This is a genomic window from Lysinibacillus sp. K60, from assembly GCF_019731275.1.
Taxonomy (GTDB): domain Bacteria; phylum Bacillota; class Bacilli; order Bacillales_A; family Planococcaceae; genus Lysinibacillus; species Lysinibacillus capsici.
On sequence record NZ_JAASJR010000005.1, the window covers coordinates 394,161 to 411,508 of the forward strand.

The window sequence follows — 17,348 nt, forward strand, 5'->3', positions numbered from 1 at the left end:
TGGAAGAATCTTTACTGACAATTATTATAAATGAAATGTATAGAAAAGAGGAAATGTTGGGTTGTATTCTACAAGAGAGGAAGTACATTTTTTATATAAACCACTACAAGGTGAAACCTTTACAGATTCTAAAGCGTAAAAAGAGTATTACAAATTAGGAGGAATGGCGATGTTTAAAAAAATAGCAGCAGATGCACTTGGACTTTCAGATATTGGTGTGGTTGTGCCAAGAGAGGACTATGATAAGACAGATGCAGATGATTTTATCTTACATGAAATTGATGAAAAAATTTACTTTTTAATTAAAACGAAGGCTGATGAGTATTGCTTTACAAATCGTGCAATTATTCATGTAGATGGCGAAAGTGCTATGAGCAAGAAACGATTACTGCGACGCTATGACTATTCAATGTATACTGTGACAGAAGTTTTTCTCGAAACAGCAGGAACAATCGACCTTGATGTCGAAATTAAGTTTACAATCGGCAATTCCCCACTGTCCATCGACATTCATAAACGCTTTATTGATGACATTAAAGATTTATATAAAGCACTACATGCCATTAGCTATGAACAAAAGAACAATGCTTATAAGCTAGAAGTAGCGGAAAAAAGTTTAAACATAGCATCATCATCACTTGGTCGAATTGGCAATGACAATATATCTCCTGCGTCGTCATTCAAAGAAATTACAAGCTTTGCGAATACCTGGATGATCGATCATAAAGATAAGTATAAAAAAGAAGACTTCTCACATATTTTTGATTTATATATGAACAATTGATAAAAATAGCTCTCTGCAAGTGTAGAGAGCATTTTTAACATATAACGATATACATAAAAATTATTCTAGGAGCGTGATTAGAAAATGACAAACGACATGCATGTGCTAGAAAAAGAAGAGGTAGAAAGTGATGATTTTATACAGCAACCTCAAGCCGCTGAAACATTGTTCGTAAATGAGTTTATTGATGGTATTTTAGATCCATCACAGAAGATGTTAGGACCACTTAAGGATGGTGGAACGATTATTGCCAATACAACACCTGGATGTTGGGGCCCCATGCTTACACCTACTATTCGCGGAGGACATGAAGTAACGAAGCCCGTGTTTGTAGAAGGGGCAGAGGTGGGTGATGCTATTGTTATAAAAATTAAATCTATTCAGGTCACATCTCTTGCAACTTCGTCTGGCCATGATGAGGCAATTGTAGATCGATTCATTGGTGATCCGTTTGTTTCTGTAAAATGTCCAGGCTGTGGCAAGCTTCATCCAAGCACAGTTATAAAAGGAATAGGCCCACATGCAATTCGATGTTCTACATGTGATACAGAAACGGCACCCTTTAAAATGACAAACGGTTATACGATGGTACTAGATCATAAAGGGCAAATGGGTGTAACGGTTGGACGAGAGGGTGCTAGACGAATTGCACTTGATGCTAGAACCTACATGAGAACACCTGAAAATTCTGTACAAAATCCTGTTGTAGCATTGGCTCCAAGCGATTTAGTAGGTGTATTGGCGAGAATGCGACCATTTTTAGGTCAGCTTGGTACAACCCCTTCTAAAGCGATGCCTGATTCACATAATGCAGGTGACTTTGGTTCATTTTTAATTGGAGCACCACATGAATATGCTTTTACTCAAGAAGAATTGGATTTACATCGTACCGATGGACATATGGATATCAGCCGAGTACGAGAAGGTGCGACTATTATTTGTCCAGTCAAGGTACCAGGCGGTGGTGTATATATTGGAGACATGCATGCTATGCAAGGGGACGGCGAGATTGCAGGACATACAACTGATGTAGCGGGTATTGTACAGCTTGAAGTTAAGGTCTTGAAGAAAGTAGCTTTGGAAGGCCCAATTTTACTACCAAATGTAGAAGATTTACCTTATACAGCAAAGCCCTTTACAAAGGAAGAAAAACGTCGCGCACGTGAGCTAGCGGAGGAGTTTGGTGTTAAGCAGGTAGAGGATGCATTCCCAGTGTCGGTGGTTGGTTCTGGTAAAACGTTAAATGAGGCGACTGATAACGCGATTAGTCGAGCTGCGAAGCTATTTGAGATGAGTGAACCAGAGGTTTTAAATAGAGCAACAATCACAGGCTCCATTGAAATAGGACGCCATCCAGGGGTTGTCACAGCCACTTTCCAAGTACCTAAAACTGTATTGAAAAAGGTAAGAATATATAAAACTATTAAAAAACAATATGACTAATAAATGATTTCTTAAAAAAGCAAACTTTTAAAAGTTTGCTTTTTTGTATGAGCTATAAGTCAGATAAGTAATTGTTTGTCTGAAATTTGAAGTTTGGATTGAAATCTATTGTTGTGTTGATATAATAGTTAAAGTTTAACAATGATGAACAGGACCTTATATAAAATAGATGAGTATAGAAGAGAAAAGTTGGTGTCTAATGACAGAAATTATAGGTGTGGAAAACAAAATAGAGAAAAAGAGTAGTATAAAACCTTTTATATTAAAAATGAGAGGGGGAGGTCATGCTCCTTCTCGAACAAATTTCGCTGATGCCTTTACTGGAGCAATGGGAGGATTAATATGCATTTTTGTGTTGCTATGGTTAACTAACATTACCGATTCACCTTGGTTAATGGCATCATTAGGTGGTAGCTGCGTTCTTATATTTGTCGTTTGGAATGCACCTTTGTCCCAGCCTCGAAATATAATTGGAGGCCATTTCATTTCGGCATTTATCGGGTTGGCCATGTATTCATTACTAGGCTCCAATATATTGTCTATTAGTCTTGGTGTGGGATTAACTATATTTTTTATGGCCTTTTTAGGTGTCATCCATCCACCAGCAGGCGCCAATCCTATAATTATTATTTTAGGAGGTTATGGTTGGAGTTATTTACTAACCCCTGTATTAATTGGAGCAGTCATAATTGTATTTTTCGGTTTGTTGATCAATAATTTACGAGAAAAAAGGAAATATCCGTTGTTTTGGTAAAGATGATATCCATCTATGAAGTGTATCCGCTTATATAGATGGTTTTTTATATTTGTTAACGTTTTTGCTATACATACCCATATTTTTTTAGCATATGTTAGTTAAGATTTGTTATATTGAAGAAAGAGTGTAAAAATCATGTATTTGAATGATAGGGGAAGATCTTTGTTGGTAGAAATTGATGGGAGGATCCATTTTTATGCTGTTGGACTGTGATGAGCAATTATTCATGGCTTATAAACAAAGAAGTAAAAAGGGTGCTGAAAATATACTAGCAACTTGGCTGGAGGCAGAGTCAAATCTGCAAGAAGACCCAAAAATACTTGGTACTTCGCTTTCACCCAATCTATTTTTAGTAAACGAAGAAACGGCTAAGAATATTGCCTTTTCCACAGCACGTAAATATTGGGGTCATGTATCAACAGAAATGCAAATATATTTTGACAAATATGGTTTAGATTCAAAATTTGTGAATGAGCGTCTCAGTGCTTTTTTCTATACCCAAAAGGGTAAAGATACTTTTTTTGAGCAGCTTTTTGCACAACATACAATAGACTTAGAACGATTAATTTGGTTAGTCTTTGGGAAACGAATGCAAATAGCTATGCCAGTTAATGAGCTACAATCAATTATCTTATATAAATTTCAAGATGAATATTTAGTGCATATGATGTATAAAGAGCATGTATCTTTTTGGCATTGGCTTTTCACAAAAAAAGTTTATTCACTGCTTATCCACAAACCTTTAGAGCAATTCACATTTCTTTATGAAATAATGGGACATTTCGAGCATTCTGTGAGAGAAAATTGTGAACATGTGGATAACTTTGTGAATAACTATAAAGCGATACTGGATAAGTGTATAACTCATGTGGATAAGCATAATGCTAGCTGTTTGGCAAAGAAACAGTTACGTCTTTATCAAATTGTTACTCATTATCGCTTATCAGAAGGTGATTTTAAAAGTGTCAAAGCGCTTATTACCTCATTTGAAGCTGAATGGCGCTACTCAATGTATGCACTATCAGAGAAGGAAAAAGTGTTAATTGCCTATATTTTATTTCATATAGCAAATAGAGAACAGCAGAGTGAAATGGTTATACAATATGGTGAATATTTATTAGAGGATGAGCGAATAAATAATTATGCTATTGAAATATTACTAGAGTATAAAGAGCTATTACCAAATCGTAAACCAACACCACCTGCCATTATTAAAAATTATCAGCTAAATTATTTAGAAAACTTATATGCCATTCTACTAGAACACTATGTAAAAATGGCACGTTATGAGGATGGCTTACTTTTATTAAAAGAGCATGTTTTAGCATCGAATAAAAAAATCAATTCTTCATTAGTACACAAAAACTTTAGTAGTGAACAACTTATTGCAATTGAGGCATATGTTCAACAGGATATAGCACTTCATGTGAATAACTCTCTACAACATATTGGTTTGTCTGTGGAAGAGTGGCGACGCAATTATCGTCAACCAAATGCACCATACTATGTTGTCGCACAAAGTGCATCCCTGCATATGTTAAATATTTTAAGAGTTTTGTTTGTAACCGAGCAGTACGAGCTTTTTGAAAAGTTAATGGAGATTTACAAAAAATATCTACTAATAGATGATCATTTTGAAAACCTACGTATGTTTATTAGTGCGTATGTATAAAAAAGGTGTCTAATACATCACAGTATTAGACACCTTTTTTACTCTAAAACACCTTTTTCCTTCAAAGCCTTGATTTGTTCAGCATTAAAGCCCAGAGATAGTAAAACTTCCTCATTATGCTCGCCTAATTTAGCACCAACATGCTTGTATTCAGGCTGCGTACCATCAAATTTAAACGGAGAGGCAATTTGTTTTTGCATAGTGCCATCGCTTTTGGGTATAGTCACAATCATTTCTCGTGCCTTTAGCTGTGGATGCTCACATGCTTCAGGAAATGTTAGAACTGGCTCTACACAACCTTCGAAATCCTCGTTAAACACTTCAAGCCATTCCTCATATGTCTTGGACAAGAAGGCATCGTGAACAGCCTCTTTAAAACGAATTTGCGTATAGTAGGAGTCATTGAAGGTATTATCGATCAATTCGGGAATATCGAGTGCTTCACAGAGCAATTTGCGAAATTGAGGCTCTAAACTACCGACAGAGAAAAAGCGCCCATCCTTTGTTTTGTAAAAATCATAGTAACTGCCTCCATTTAAAATTTCTTGCTCTGGCTGTGGTACACGTCCACCTCCAATAAATGCTGCACCATACATAGCATTAAGTGAAAAGACAGCATCTGTCATACTAATATCGATGAACTGTCCTTCTCCTGTTTTTTCACGATGAAGGGCAGCAGCCAGCACACCTATTGCTGCATGCATTGTCCCTCCAGCTATGTCTGCTAATTGAACGCCCATGGAAACAGGCTTTTTATCCTTATGGCGGGAATAGTCGAGTAAGCCAGCTAAGGATAGATAGTTATTATCATGTCCTGGTCGATTACTATAAGGCCCTGTTTGTCCGTAGCCAGTAATCGCACAATAAATAATCTTAGGATTTATTTCTTTAAGCGCTTCATAGCCGATGCCAAGTCGCTGCATTACACCAGGTCGAAATCCTTCGATAATAACGTCATACTCCTGTACAAGTGATTTAACAATGTCGATAGCTTCTGGTGATTTTAAATTTAGCGTTATAGATTTTTTTGATCGATTTAAATGTTGATGGATATATGCCTCATGATCATCGTCATAGGGAGGCATAATTCGTGTTAGATCAACCCGCTTTGAAGATTCAACATGGATGACATCTGCTCCTAAATCAGCAAATATCATTGTCGCCATTGGTCCTGGTAGTAATGCAGAAAAATCGAGAATTTTTAACCCCTTTAAAATGCCCAAATCTTCCAACCCCTTTTTGTGTAGGCTACACAACCATCTGTATGATGATGGCGAGTAGCGCTTTTCTCATAATCCCCATTGTGTGAAAAGCGTATTCTATATACTGTATTATTACAGTTTATTATATTTTAATGAGTATTATAACAGATTAAATCTTAACTTGCCTATGCTAATTTTTATTATAAAATAAACGCTTCAACTTTTATATGTCAGAATAACAATAAAAGTAAAAAAATTTAGAATTTAGATTTTCTATCAAATTTCAGATAATTAGCGTCAGCTGTTGCAATTTTTAATCTAAATAACTAAAATGTTGGAATTTTGTTTGCCAGATTCTATATGATACAACCCCGTTTATTGATACAATCCTAGAGGTGTGTTGGATTCTTCTTACACAATTAATACATGTTACTTTTACCTATAGGAGTCTTTGCTTATAATAGGCACTAATTGTTTAAGAATCTCTCAAAATATACATATAAAAAATCATAAATAGGAGGGGAAAAATGAAATCGCACCGATTAAAATTAAAGCATCTTATAATGGGCGTAGCAATGGCAGCATTCTTTTTAACAAGCATAGGTAGTGTTTGGGGCGGCTATAGGATGAACATTGATTCCATTAAGGAAAATACGCTAGAAACGAATAGAGTTTATGCTCAAAAATTGGCCTCAACTGCTGATTCCTATCTAAATGAAGCTTTTCAAATCTTAGGATATAGCGCGGATCAGGTTAGGACGAAAATGGATGATGAACAAGTATTGAATCAGGAAACAGAGCGTTTGAGATTGCAAAATCAAATGTTCAATTCGGTGGTTATAACAAATTCAAAGGGACTTGTTTTATCTGTCTCTCCGCCATCTATAGAAATTAAAGGAGAGATTTTAACATCAATTGGCGCTAAAGAGGCATTAGCCAAAAAGACACCCATTATTTCTAAGCCATATGAGGCGATGACAGGGCGGCTCATCATTTTTATATCGCATCCTATTTTCTCGGAGTCCAATGAATATCTAGGAATGATTGCTGGCACTATCTATTTAAAGGAACCTAATGCCTTTAAAACCTTGTTGGGAGAACATTATAGTAAGGATGGTTCTTACGTATATGTAGTTGATTCAGATGGACGAGTTATCTATCATCAAGATCCAAGTCGTATTAATGACATTGTAACGAAAAATAAAGTCGTTCAAGCTGTTACATCTGGCAAGGATGGTGCCCAACTAGTTGAGAATACAAAAGGAGTGAAAATGCTAGCAGGCTATAGTGCAGTGGCATCGACAGGGTGGGGAGTTGTTGCGCAGAAACCTTTAGAAGTAGCATTAGCCCCTTCATTTGATCGTGTACAGGAGGTCATTATAAAATCTGTGCCTCTTATGTTATTTTCCATTATCATTGTACTTTGGGCTGCAACACGTATTGCGAATCCCTTACAACAATTAGCATCATTAACAGAAGAAAGTTTAGATAAGAAAAATGTAGAAGGTTTAAAATCTGTTAGTGGATGGTACTTTGAAGCCTATTCTTTGAAGAATGCATTGGTTCGAAGTTTATCGTTTCTACATGGACAGGTCTCCTTTTTCAAAGATCAATCTACTGTTGATCCACTGACGGGGATTACGAACCGACGTACAATGGATTCAATGCTTGCTGAATGGTTAGCAAGTAAGGTACCACATGTCATTATTTTGTTAGATTTAGACCACTTTAAAAGTGTGAATGATACATATGGACATGCAGTAGGCGATAAAGTTTTACAATTTTTGGCTAGACAAATGGAATCAGTAGCTCGTGAAGGCGATGTATGTTGCCGGTACGGTGGCGAGGAATTTGTCATACTTCTGCCGAACACGACGGTAGAGGAAGCCACACTAGTCGCAGAACAACTACGAAAAACTTTGGCCGATACGGTCAGTCCATGTGGTAGACCAATAACATTATCTGCAGGAATAGCAGCCTATCCAGCAATGGCACATACAACTGAAGCGCTAATTGAAGCGGCTGATGACGCACTTTACCTTGCGAAACAAGAAGGGCGAAATCAAGTAAAAGTTGGAGTCTCAAAAAAGGGATAAAAAAATATAACAAAAGAGCTTACAACCCTAATTTTTGGGGTAATGATTAATGCAAACATCATTTGGGCAAGCTGTATATAAGTCATCAGCCACATGACTTTTAAATTATGTTCAAATGATATGTAACTCGGGCCACATCTCTTGATCGACTTGACAAGACGTAAGGTTATCCCCCTTTCCCTTATGACACCCCAAGTACGACTAGATGTATGCCTATATATCGTCAAAAGCCAAGCGAGCACCGATGCTCCTTGGCTTTTTTTTACATTTTATGGGATATTCTAACGAAGTGACAAGCTGTGGTTTTGATACGAATTATAGAAAGGTGATTAGTACAAGGAGCCATTAAGGAAAACTTAGCTTTCCTTTTGATGACAACAAATTTGTTGCTCCTTGGCAATTCCCTTTAAACGTGCATAATCATTTCCCCATGTACACATTGTATTTAAAACGGGTATAAATGACTCTCCTAAGTCTGTTAAGCTATATTCTACTTTTGGTGGTACTTCTTTAAAAATTTCTCTCCGAACAAGTCCGTCTCTTTCTAACTGCTTCAATTGATCGGTTAGAACTTTTTGCGTAATTCCGGGTATTAATTCATAAAACTCTTTCGTCCTTACTGATTGTTGACTCAAGAAAAATAGTATTAAACCTTTCCATTTGCCACCTGCAATATCCATAAAAATATTGATTCCTGTATTATAGTTAACCATGTGCTTCCTCTCCTAAATAGGCACAAAAAAGTGGCTATACCACTTTTTTGTGCGTTATTTTCTTATTTATTATTGCTTACTATAATTAGAGGCGCAATACAATAAAAACTTAGGAGTTGTTCATAATGAATGTAAAAGATATTTTAGAAAAAAGACGTTCAGTTAGACATTATGATTCAAATTATAAAATTAGTTCAGAAACATTGACTGCCTTAGTTGAAAGTGCAAGTAAGTCGCCTAACGGGAATAATATTCAAGCAACGCGATACTTAATAATCGAGGATGCGGACTTAAGAAATTTAGTACTACCTATAGCTTTTAATCAACAGCAAATAGTAGAAGCTTCAACGTTAATCGTCATGTTGGGCGACTATCAGGCATTTAACAAAGGAAATATTATTAAAATTCATGAGGAGGGGTACCAAGCAGGTTATTTTGATGAATCATTAAGAGACTATCTTGCGAATGCTGCAATAAATTATTATGAAAGTAAGACAAAAGAAGATCTAAAGTTAGAGTTAACTAGAGATGTAAGTCTTGCCTCAATGTCCTTAGTTTTGTTAGCGAATGAAGCTGGTTTTGACACAATTACGATGTCAGGCTACGATTCTAAGAAATTGAAAGAGATCTTAAATATTTCTGATAGGTATCTTGATGTTATGCTGATTGCTATTGGTAAAGGTATAAAAGCAGGTCATAAGACTGTTAGGCATAATATAAACAAGGTAATTTATAAAAATGAAATAATTTAGTGTTTTTAAACTAACCGAACTTTTAAAAGTCCAAAATTAATAGCTAATAAAGAGAAGCCAATTATGAATCTATCTTTAATGGCTTCTTTTTTATGTATTGCAAACTATGAATTTTTAAATATTCAGTGATGGAAAGCTTATGGACTCGCATAGTAAAGAAATCGTATTTTAGTCTCTAACTCTAGAAGAAATTTACCCTACTATTTTAGATTTATCTATGAAGGTTCACTAGCCTTTGGTCGATATAAAGGATATGAGCAAATGATATTTGTACGTATCAAAATACATAAACGAAAGGAAGAGTGGAATGGATAAATCTAAAATCCAAAAAGTAAATAAAGCCTTGATTGCAACAGTATTTGCTTCAAGTGGGATTGCTGCAGTAGTATCGCCACCAAAAGCAGCAGCGGCTACTTCTCCCTTTACGGATATTAACCAATACTCGGATAATTATAATGAAATATTAAAACTATATTCTCAGGGCGTAATGAGCGGTTTTGCGGATAATACTTTCCGTCCTGATGTCAGTGTAACTCGTGGAGAGGCAGCGAAAATGCTGGCAACGGCGTTAAAATTGGATACAAAAAATATCCAAGATCCTTACTATAAGGATGTTCCAAAGGGCAATCAATATTATAAATACGTAGCGGCATTGCAAAATGCAGGTATTATGTCGGGCTATTCAAATGGCATGTTTATGCCGAATGAAGTGTTGACTAGAGGGGAACTAGCCAAAATGGTTGTAGTTGGATTCCATCTAGAGGTATCCCCTACGTACAATAATATTTTCAAAGATGTGAATAGCAAAACAAACAATGCCATCTATATTCAAACTTTAATCGATTTGAATATTACAAAGGGCACAACTCCTGTTACATTTTCTCCATTTGATCCTGTTACTCGCGGACAGTTTGCCTCGTTTGTAGTGGGTTCACAAGAGAAGAAAAATAATGAAACATCTTACAAAATCACAAATGTGGATGATGACGCAGTTTATATAAATGGCCAGTCATATACAATTCCAGAGAGTCTTGCTCATATTTTTAACGAATATAATGCTCCGGTGTTAAAAGGTGCATTCATTGAGGGAGATTTATCGAGTAAGGGAATTCGCTCCATTTCAAAATTGACCCTTAATGCAAGTGGGACAAGCACACGTTCTCTAGATTTTGATGGAAATTACGGTTCTTTTGGTGCAACGATTGTAGTAAATGGTAATTATATAGAATTCTCGAATATGACGCTGACAGGGACAATGTTTGTCAACGAAACCGTTCGCCCACCATTGCATTTAGGGGCTACTTACAATCAACCATTAGCTCTTGGTCGTGTGGCAAGTAACAATATTTCATTTATTAATTGGTCAAACCCAGATAACAATAAAGGCGATGATTCGTCAAATAACAATTCGAACGATCTTCAAAATTGGACAAAACCAAATACTGAAAATGACAAGCCATTTGTTAACTGGTCTAAAGAAAAAGAGGAAATGAAAAATGTTGAGAAGTACCTAGAATTTTATAACAGCAGTGTTGCTCGACTAGTAGTATCTCAAACAGGTACAAAAATTGAAACAAATACAAAACTACCACGTGTAGACATCATTGGAAATGTGCGTGAGTTTGAAATTCAAGGCGATATTGGTACGTTAAATTTAAATACAGAAACAAAGCTTACAATTTATGGTTCAGGAAATATCGATTGGATCAATTACAATAGCTACACAGATCTAGAGCTGTATATTGATGGACGAATTGGCACATTATTTGTTGATAATTCATATGGCAAAATTGATATTGGAGATTATACGTATATTGATAAGGTCATCTTACCTAAGGATGGATCACCAAATAGTATCTTCGACGATTTCCTCGATGATAAAGATAATATAGGCAATATTACTGATCCAGATGGCAAACCAATTGATAAAGAGGAAAATGAGAATCAAAATCCTGATGATAAAACAAAACCAATCATTAGTATTACGAATGTCAAAGTCCTAAATGGTAGCGAAATTCAAGCAGATTTCACTTCAGATGAAGTTGGTACGTACTATTATATTGTGCGTGAAAAGGGCGCAGAGGCACCAAATAAAAGTGAAATGGTCAACCGTCTCTCAAATAAGAACGTAGCACATGGAACTGCAGCAGCTATCAAAGGAACCAACTCAATTAAGGTTTCTAATTTAGGTGAGAAAAAAGAATATGTTATCTACATCATGGTTGTAGATGGCTCGAAAAATGCTTCAGATATAGTTTCTCAAGAGTTCCAAATGAAAGATGGAACACCGCCAAAAGTAGAAGGTCTAAAGGTAACAGCTTTACATGGAGGCACACGTGCCGAATTCACATTTAGAGCAACTGAGCCAGGGGACTATTACTACTATGTTCGCAAATATACAACAGCTCCCGACCCAACAACGACTGACATCGTTGCTAACCCAACAGGAAAAGGCAAAGCAAAAGCTGGTGAACTTGGCATAAAAGACATTCTAACTGGATTAGATGCAGAAATAGAATATCAGCTTTACGTTGTTATGAAAGATGAGTCAGGTAATTTTTCTGAAAAACCTGTTGTAGAAAAGTTTACAACTCTTGCACTTGATAATATTCCCCCATATGTTGTTGGAGGAGAGCTTGTTCTACTAGATGCAGTTAAAAATGAATTTTATCTTACAGTGAGTGAAGATTTAGATTCTATTTCTGCCGAAAAAATAGAGAACTATGATCTTTCAGGGACTGGAATAGTTAACCAAGGAGTACAGCAACCGATCCACCCTACAAAAGTTGTCTATAATAAAGCTCAAAAAAGACTTATTTTTACTATCCCATCACTAACAGGCTTTGTTAACGGAGATAATCTAGTTGTAACTATTTCACCGAATGTTAAAGATTTAGCTGATATTGAATTTGAAAATATTAATAATATACCGCCTAATAGTAATCCACCTAGGAATACGGCTGAATATTTACACAAAGATAGTAAATTGCCGATCCTTACTATCAAAGGGGAACCTGAAATCAATGCTGCAAAGGATTTAACCTTGCTCACATTTAATGCTACTAAGGCAGGTACCTATCATTATTTAATAATGGAATCAGGACTAAGTCTAACTTCTGAAGATCGTTTTCGCTTTATTGAGGCAGTTCAATCAAATGCATCCAATTTTCAAGTTGGATCAGAGATGGTGGATATTGTCGGGAGAGGTGGCGATAAACCAGCACAATTGGGGGATCAAAAGGTTCCAATTCCATTACCAAATAAATATCCACCTTTAAGTTCATTTAAGAGTTATTCTATTTATATGGTATTGCGTGACCGTTCAGGAAATATATCAGATATTCAAACAAAGCAAGTTATTAATGATAAATTAGCACCAAAGATTGAAAATACCTCTATTAAGATAGCTGAAGGCGATAAAAAGGCTACCTTTAAATTTATGTCTGATGAAGAGGGTACGTATTATTATATTCTTCGAAAAGCGGGTGAGACAACAGTTCCAGTACCAACAAGCGCTGAGGAGGTCATTGAAAGAGGAAGGGCTAGTACTATGCGAAAGGATACAAATGAAATTAGCCTTACCATAGATCCTCATCAGGACTACGAGTTGTATGTTGCAGTTCAGGATAGATATAAGAATGCATCAATGCTTCAAGTTGGTACTAACTCAACAATTTATACCCATAATGAAAACCAAAGTAAACCAATTAGTCTAACGCCTGGTGAGAATGGGACAGGTGTGATGGCATATAAATTCTTCTCTGATGGTACACCACCAAAGGTTGAAGATCCAATTGTTAAACAGCTTGATGGCAAAACATTTGAAGTAACTTTTTCTGAGGCAGTTGATTTAACTGGATCTGACTTTAAATTAGTTGATCCTGAAACAGACAATGCTATCTCACCTACTTATACATGGGAATGGGAAGATACCTCAGCTAAAAAAGAGTGGGAACCTCGTAAATTTATTATTAAGTTTGCTAATGAAGTAACGCAAAGCTTCGACATTACAGTAAATGCTACTGCCACAGATAAAGGCGGTTGGACATTTAGTAAGCTGGCTGCAAAGTATCAATACCCAAAACCAAATGCAAACAATAAAATTATAGAAGCATATCTAACAGGGACTTTAGGTGGAAGCGATGTTAAAACATCCCCAACTATGGAAGTAAGTGTTGAAATAAACACAGAGCTTTCATGGGAACAAACATATTATTACGCTGTTACTAACTCAGCTTCTCAAGTTCTCACAAAAGAAGATATTATTAATAGTATTGAAACGGGAAAATGGACTCAAGGTATTACACAGGCTGGTAAAAAGTTATTAACGACAAGTCCACAACAACAAAACCAATCAGAAGCAAGTTTCAGATTATCTTTGAAAGCTACAGGAAGCAACGCAATATTCATGGAAGGGCAAAGGGTTTATCTATTAACAGTTGATAAGTATGGAAATGTAGTAATGGATGAAAATGGTTCATTGCAGTATACATTAATTAAAAGGTAATAATTACAGTTAAAAATAATACATTTGCCTGTAAAAAATAATTTTAACCTTTACTGTTTTTTCTAACTATATTAAGATAAAAGAAAAATCAAAAATTATTGATATACGAGAAGCAGCCTGACTTTGTAGAAGATGCCTTTAGTAGTATGCAAAAAAATAAATAACATAGAAACTTTCAAGAACCAAACTACAATCTATCGTAGTTTGGTTTTTATTTGATAATTATTTTTAATTATAGTGATAGTAGCAAAGGGGGTAGAGAGGAGGAGAGAAAGTGTAATATGAATGTTGTGGACCATATTTACCTGTGGAATGATGCTGCTATCAAAGTGTTGGATTTTAGGCAACAAGTTTGGAGAATGGGGGAAACGTTACACTCTTATAAGATGCCTTCTCATGGTTTTATTTTTGTTTACCGTGGAAAGGCATAGTACAGCTCAATCAAATTGAATTCGGGAGATAAGGAATCAAAAGGCAATTGAGGAATTAAAACAAGAGCCATTGTGGAACTCCTTACCTGCTGTGAAGAATAATAAAGTGCATTTCGTAGAGGATAAATGGAATCATGATGATATGACAACGAGTAACATGTTGTTAGAAGACTTTCCAAATATGCTAACAAAATAAGCATATTGGAAAGTCTAGGTTAGACCTTAGTTTTTCCTGAAAACAGTAAAGTTACAACAAAAGGCTAGGACAAAAGAAAAGATGTTAGACCATTTACAAGTTTGGTCTAACATTTTTTTGCGTTATTAGAATACATATACTTTAATAAACCACAAAACTAACATTCATTTTTTGCTTTTTCTCAATAAAATGAGTTATGTCCCAGCCTCTTTTCAGCTAGGGAGAAAGACTACTAAATTACAATTTGCTATATCTTTTTTAATGAAGAGCAATCTCTTATAAATGTTATTATTTTACAATAAATACTTATTTTAATAAAATATAAATATAAACCATTTTTATGGAAAATCAGTAACGTTATTGTGGGTAATTGATAAGATGCATTACAAGGAGGGAAAAGAAATGAGTAATATTTTAACATTGTCGAATATCACAAAGAGTTATCGAAATAATAAAGTAATTAATAATGTTTCTTTCTCAGTTCCAAAAGGTGAAGTAATAGGTTTAGTTGGACCAAATGGTGCAGGGAAAACAACCCTTATGCGAATAATTATGGGATTAATAACGAAGTTTGAGGGGGAGGTTCGGTTTGATATTGAAAAGCAGCCTTTACAACATATAAAACGTATTGGAGGACTGATTGAATACCCTAGTTTTTATCCCCATATGAGTGGAATGGATAACCTTATTTATTTTGCAGAGATTTCAGGGGGATATGATAGAGATAATGTTTCATCTGTAATCCATTTATTGGGGATTGAAGGTTTTGTTCATAAGAAGGTAAAAAGGTATTCTTTAGGAATGAAACAGAGGTTAGGAATTGCACAGGCATTAGTTAATAATCCTAAACTATTGATTTTAGATGAACCCACAAATGGATTAGATCCAGAAGGAGTTGCTGAAATAAGAGAAATATTGGGAAAAGTTTCAAAAGAAAGAGGGATATCAATTCTTGTATCTAGTCATATTTTATCAGAAATTGAAGCTGTTTGTGATAAAGTTTTGTTTTTGAAGAAGGGAACAGTAGTAGATTATATTGATTTAAAAACAGAAAAACAGACTGATAGAGAGCTACATGAATTTATCATAGAAACTAAAAAAATAGAAATGGTAAAAAACTATTTAAATGATATACAAAACATACCTTTTATAGAAATAGATCAAGATAAAGTGAAATTCCAATATCTTTATAAAGATTCTGATTCTCTTATAGTAGATTTAGTTAAAAATAAAATTAGTATAAATGCTATTTATCCACTTCGCAAAGATTTAGAAAAGAGATTTTTTGAGTTAATGGGAGGAAATAAGATTGAATAGCACTATAAGAATATCAATATTAGAGGTTAAACAATTATTCAAAAGATACGGCATTTGGTCAAGTTTATTTATTGCAGTTTTATACACTATTACAATTTATCTAAAAAGGCCCATGTACCCATCCCCTTCGGATTTGGATACATATTACAATTACTTTGGTGATATATCGTACTATATTATTCTCATTATGCCTTCTTTTATTATGTCCAGAGAGTTTTCATTAAAAACTTCTAGAATTATATTCACAGGATCTTTATCACGTATAAATATAGTCTTATCAAAATTACTTTCATTGATTTTAATTGGATGTATTGTTGGAACTATTCACCGATTACTAGCCAATTTATTGTGGGTATTGGAACATAATAAATTTACTCTGAATAATCTTTCACACGATATTTTTACTAATCTAACAAATTATTTCCTTATTTCCTTTTTTGTTTCAAGTTTATCTTTCATCATTGGGTTTATTACGTTCAGTCAAATTGCAACAATAGTTTCCATTATTTCTATGTTTTCATTTGAGAGTATGATTAGAGGTATTATTCTAATAAAATTAGACTCTACAACAAAATTAGCTCTTTGGATTAAAGAGAATCCACTGGCTTTGGTTTATAAGGGAATGCAATATAATAATTTATCAATATCAAATAATATTTGTTTAGCATTAACAGGCTTAGTATTATTTTTAATATCTTTAATAATTATTAATAAAAGAGAAATTTAGGAGATTGATAATATGACTGGTATGTTTTCTATAAGCCGAATGGAAATAAAGAAAATATTTGATACATCAACATGCGTTTTTTTAATAATATTATTTATTGCTACAATTATTGATAATGTTCTTTATTATCAGATGAACTTAAGTAAAAGCGTAGAGTTAAGCGGAAATATTGGTATTTCCTTATTTATTATACAAATTTACTTTATTTACTTAGGCAGTAATATGATAGGATCCGAGTTTAGTTTTGGAACTTCGAAAATGGTATTTAGTAGTATGTTCAGTAGAAGTCAAATAATTCATATTAAAAGTGTTTCATTTTTATTTTATACTTCTTTATATGGCATATTTAATATATTAGTTGGATTAACTGTTCAACTTATCATAGGTAAACATTTCTCTAGTATGGAGATCCTAAGTACGCTATTCTCAGTTTGGATTGTATATATAGTTTATTTCGCTTCTATCTTATCAGTAGGAATATTTACAATTTCTATTACGTTTAATCGCGTTTACTCATTAATAGCTGGATATGTTCTATATATTTTTTTATATAACATTGGTATACAAATTGTAGAAAGAGATGAAAGTTGGATGAAGACGATTATGGAGAATACACCATTTTACATTGCTTCTGATGGTTTTTCTACTCTATACTACAATATTAATGATATTATTTACTTAAGCTTCTTTTCAGTAGTAATTTATATAATAGGTCTCTATATTATCAAAAAAAGAGATTTGAAATAAATAA

At 34.4% G+C, this 17,348-nt stretch carries 12 protein-coding genes; 10 read left to right on the top strand and 2 right to left on the bottom strand.

Translation table 11 applies throughout. From position 1 onward, the window contains the following. Positions 1-169: 169 nt before the first annotated feature. The 4 genes from HCH28_RS13785 to HCH28_RS13800 all read left to right on the top strand — a co-directional run bounded on the left by HCH28_RS13785 (position 170) and on the right by HCH28_RS13800 (position 4,656). Positions 170-784 carry a PH domain-containing protein gene (locus HCH28_RS13785; RefSeq protein WP_048390761.1) on the top strand — a complete coding sequence of 205 codons (615 nt, stop codon included), beginning with the start codon at positions 170-172 and terminating at the stop codon, positions 782-784. Between the two features lie 84 nt (positions 785-868). After that, positions 869-2,227 carry an acetamidase/formamidase family protein gene (locus HCH28_RS13790; protein ID WP_221681363.1) on the top strand — a complete coding sequence of 453 codons (1,359 nt, stop codon included), beginning with the start codon at positions 869-871 and terminating at the stop codon, positions 2,225-2,227. A gap of 199 nt (positions 2,228-2,426) precedes the next feature. Next, entirely contained in the window at positions 2,427-2,981 is a 555-nt protein-coding gene (locus HCH28_RS13795; protein ID WP_221681364.1) for an HPP family protein, read from the top strand. A 199-nt stretch (positions 2,982-3,180) separates the two neighbouring features. Further along, the gene (locus tag HCH28_RS13800; protein WP_221681365.1) at positions 3,181-4,656 is read left to right on the top strand and encodes a hypothetical protein; all 1,476 of its coding nucleotides are present in this window, start codon (positions 3,181-3,183) and stop codon (positions 4,654-4,656) included. Between the two features lie 38 nt (positions 4,657-4,694). Here the strand turns inward: HCH28_RS13800 and HCH28_RS13805 are convergent, their stop codons facing one another. Continuing rightward, entirely contained in the window at positions 4,695-5,879 is a 1,185-nt protein-coding gene (locus HCH28_RS13805; protein ID WP_221681366.1) for a CaiB/BaiF CoA transferase family protein, read from the bottom strand. Positions 5,880-6,385: 506 nt separating this feature from the next. Between HCH28_RS13805 and HCH28_RS13810 the strand changes: the two genes are divergently transcribed. Next, a complete protein-coding gene (locus tag HCH28_RS13810) occupies positions 6,386-7,954 on the top strand; it encodes a sensor domain-containing diguanylate cyclase (RefSeq protein ID WP_221681367.1) in 1,569 nt (522 codons plus the stop codon). A 356-nt stretch (positions 7,955-8,310) separates the two neighbouring features. Here HCH28_RS13810 and HCH28_RS13815 read toward each other — a convergent pair whose 3' ends face one another. After that, complete coding sequence (locus tag HCH28_RS13815; RefSeq protein WP_048390751.1) at positions 8,311-8,667, bottom strand: winged helix-turn-helix transcriptional regulator; 357 nt, start codon at positions 8,665-8,667, stop codon at positions 8,311-8,313. 125 nt (positions 8,668-8,792) lie between these two features. On the opposite strand from HCH28_RS13815, the gene HCH28_RS13820 reads away from it, so the two are divergent. The 5 genes from HCH28_RS13820 (at position 8,793) to HCH28_RS13840 (ending at position 17,344) form a co-directional block, all read left to right on the top strand. Then, positions 8,793-9,419 (top strand): nitroreductase family protein, encoded by a 627-nt coding sequence (locus HCH28_RS13820; protein ID WP_221681368.1) that lies wholly within the window; start codon positions 8,793-8,795, stop codon positions 9,417-9,419. Positions 9,420-9,726: 307 nt separating this feature from the next. Then, positions 9,727-13,926 (top strand): S-layer homology domain-containing protein, encoded by a 4,200-nt coding sequence (locus tag HCH28_RS13825; protein WP_221681369.1) that lies wholly within the window; start codon positions 9,727-9,729, stop codon positions 13,924-13,926. Between the two features lie 1,029 nt (positions 13,927-14,955). Beyond that, positions 14,956-15,870: an ABC transporter ATP-binding protein gene (locus tag HCH28_RS25060; protein ID WP_255601396.1), complete on the top strand. Its 915-nt coding sequence runs from the start codon at positions 14,956-14,958 to the stop codon at positions 15,868-15,870. After that, on the top strand, positions 15,863-16,597 hold the full coding sequence (locus tag HCH28_RS13835; protein WP_255601397.1) for a hypothetical protein: 735 nt from the start codon (positions 15,863-15,865) through the stop codon (positions 16,595-16,597). The genes HCH28_RS25060 and HCH28_RS13835 overlap by 8 nt, the downstream gene beginning before the upstream one ends. A gap of 12 nt (positions 16,598-16,609) precedes the next feature. Continuing rightward, positions 16,610-17,344, top strand: coding sequence for a hypothetical protein (locus tag HCH28_RS13840; protein ID WP_221681370.1), 735 nt, complete (start codon positions 16,610-16,612; stop codon positions 17,342-17,344). The last annotated feature ends 4 nt before the right edge of the window (positions 17,345-17,348 follow it).

Coding starts and splice junctions, on each gene's coding strand:
- HCH28_RS13840 (WP_221681370.1), top strand. CDS start 16,610: ATGACTGGTATGTTTTCTATAAGCCGAATGGAAATAAAGAAAATATTT.
- HCH28_RS13825 (WP_221681369.1), top strand. CDS start 9,727: ATGGATAAATCTAAAATCCAAAAAGTAAATAAAGCCTTGATTGCAACA.
- HCH28_RS13810 (WP_221681367.1), top strand. CDS start 6,386: ATGAAATCGCACCGATTAAAATTAAAGCATCTTATAATGGGCGTAGCA.
- HCH28_RS13790 (WP_221681363.1), top strand. CDS start 869: ATGACAAACGACATGCATGTGCTAGAAAAAGAAGAGGTAGAAAGTGAT.
- HCH28_RS13815 (WP_048390751.1), bottom strand. CDS start 8,667: ATGGTTAACTATAATACAGGAATCAATATTTTTATGGATATTGCAGGT.
- HCH28_RS25060 (WP_255601396.1), top strand. CDS start 14,956: ATGAGTAATATTTTAACATTGTCGAATATCACAAAGAGTTATCGAAAT.
- HCH28_RS13795 (WP_221681364.1), top strand. CDS start 2,427: ATGACAGAAATTATAGGTGTGGAAAACAAAATAGAGAAAAAGAGTAGT.
- HCH28_RS13800 (WP_221681365.1), top strand. CDS start 3,181: ATGCTGTTGGACTGTGATGAGCAATTATTCATGGCTTATAAACAAAGA.
- HCH28_RS13785 (WP_048390761.1), top strand. CDS start 170: ATGTTTAAAAAAATAGCAGCAGATGCACTTGGACTTTCAGATATTGGT.
- HCH28_RS13820 (WP_221681368.1), top strand. CDS start 8,793: ATGAATGTAAAAGATATTTTAGAAAAAAGACGTTCAGTTAGACATTAT.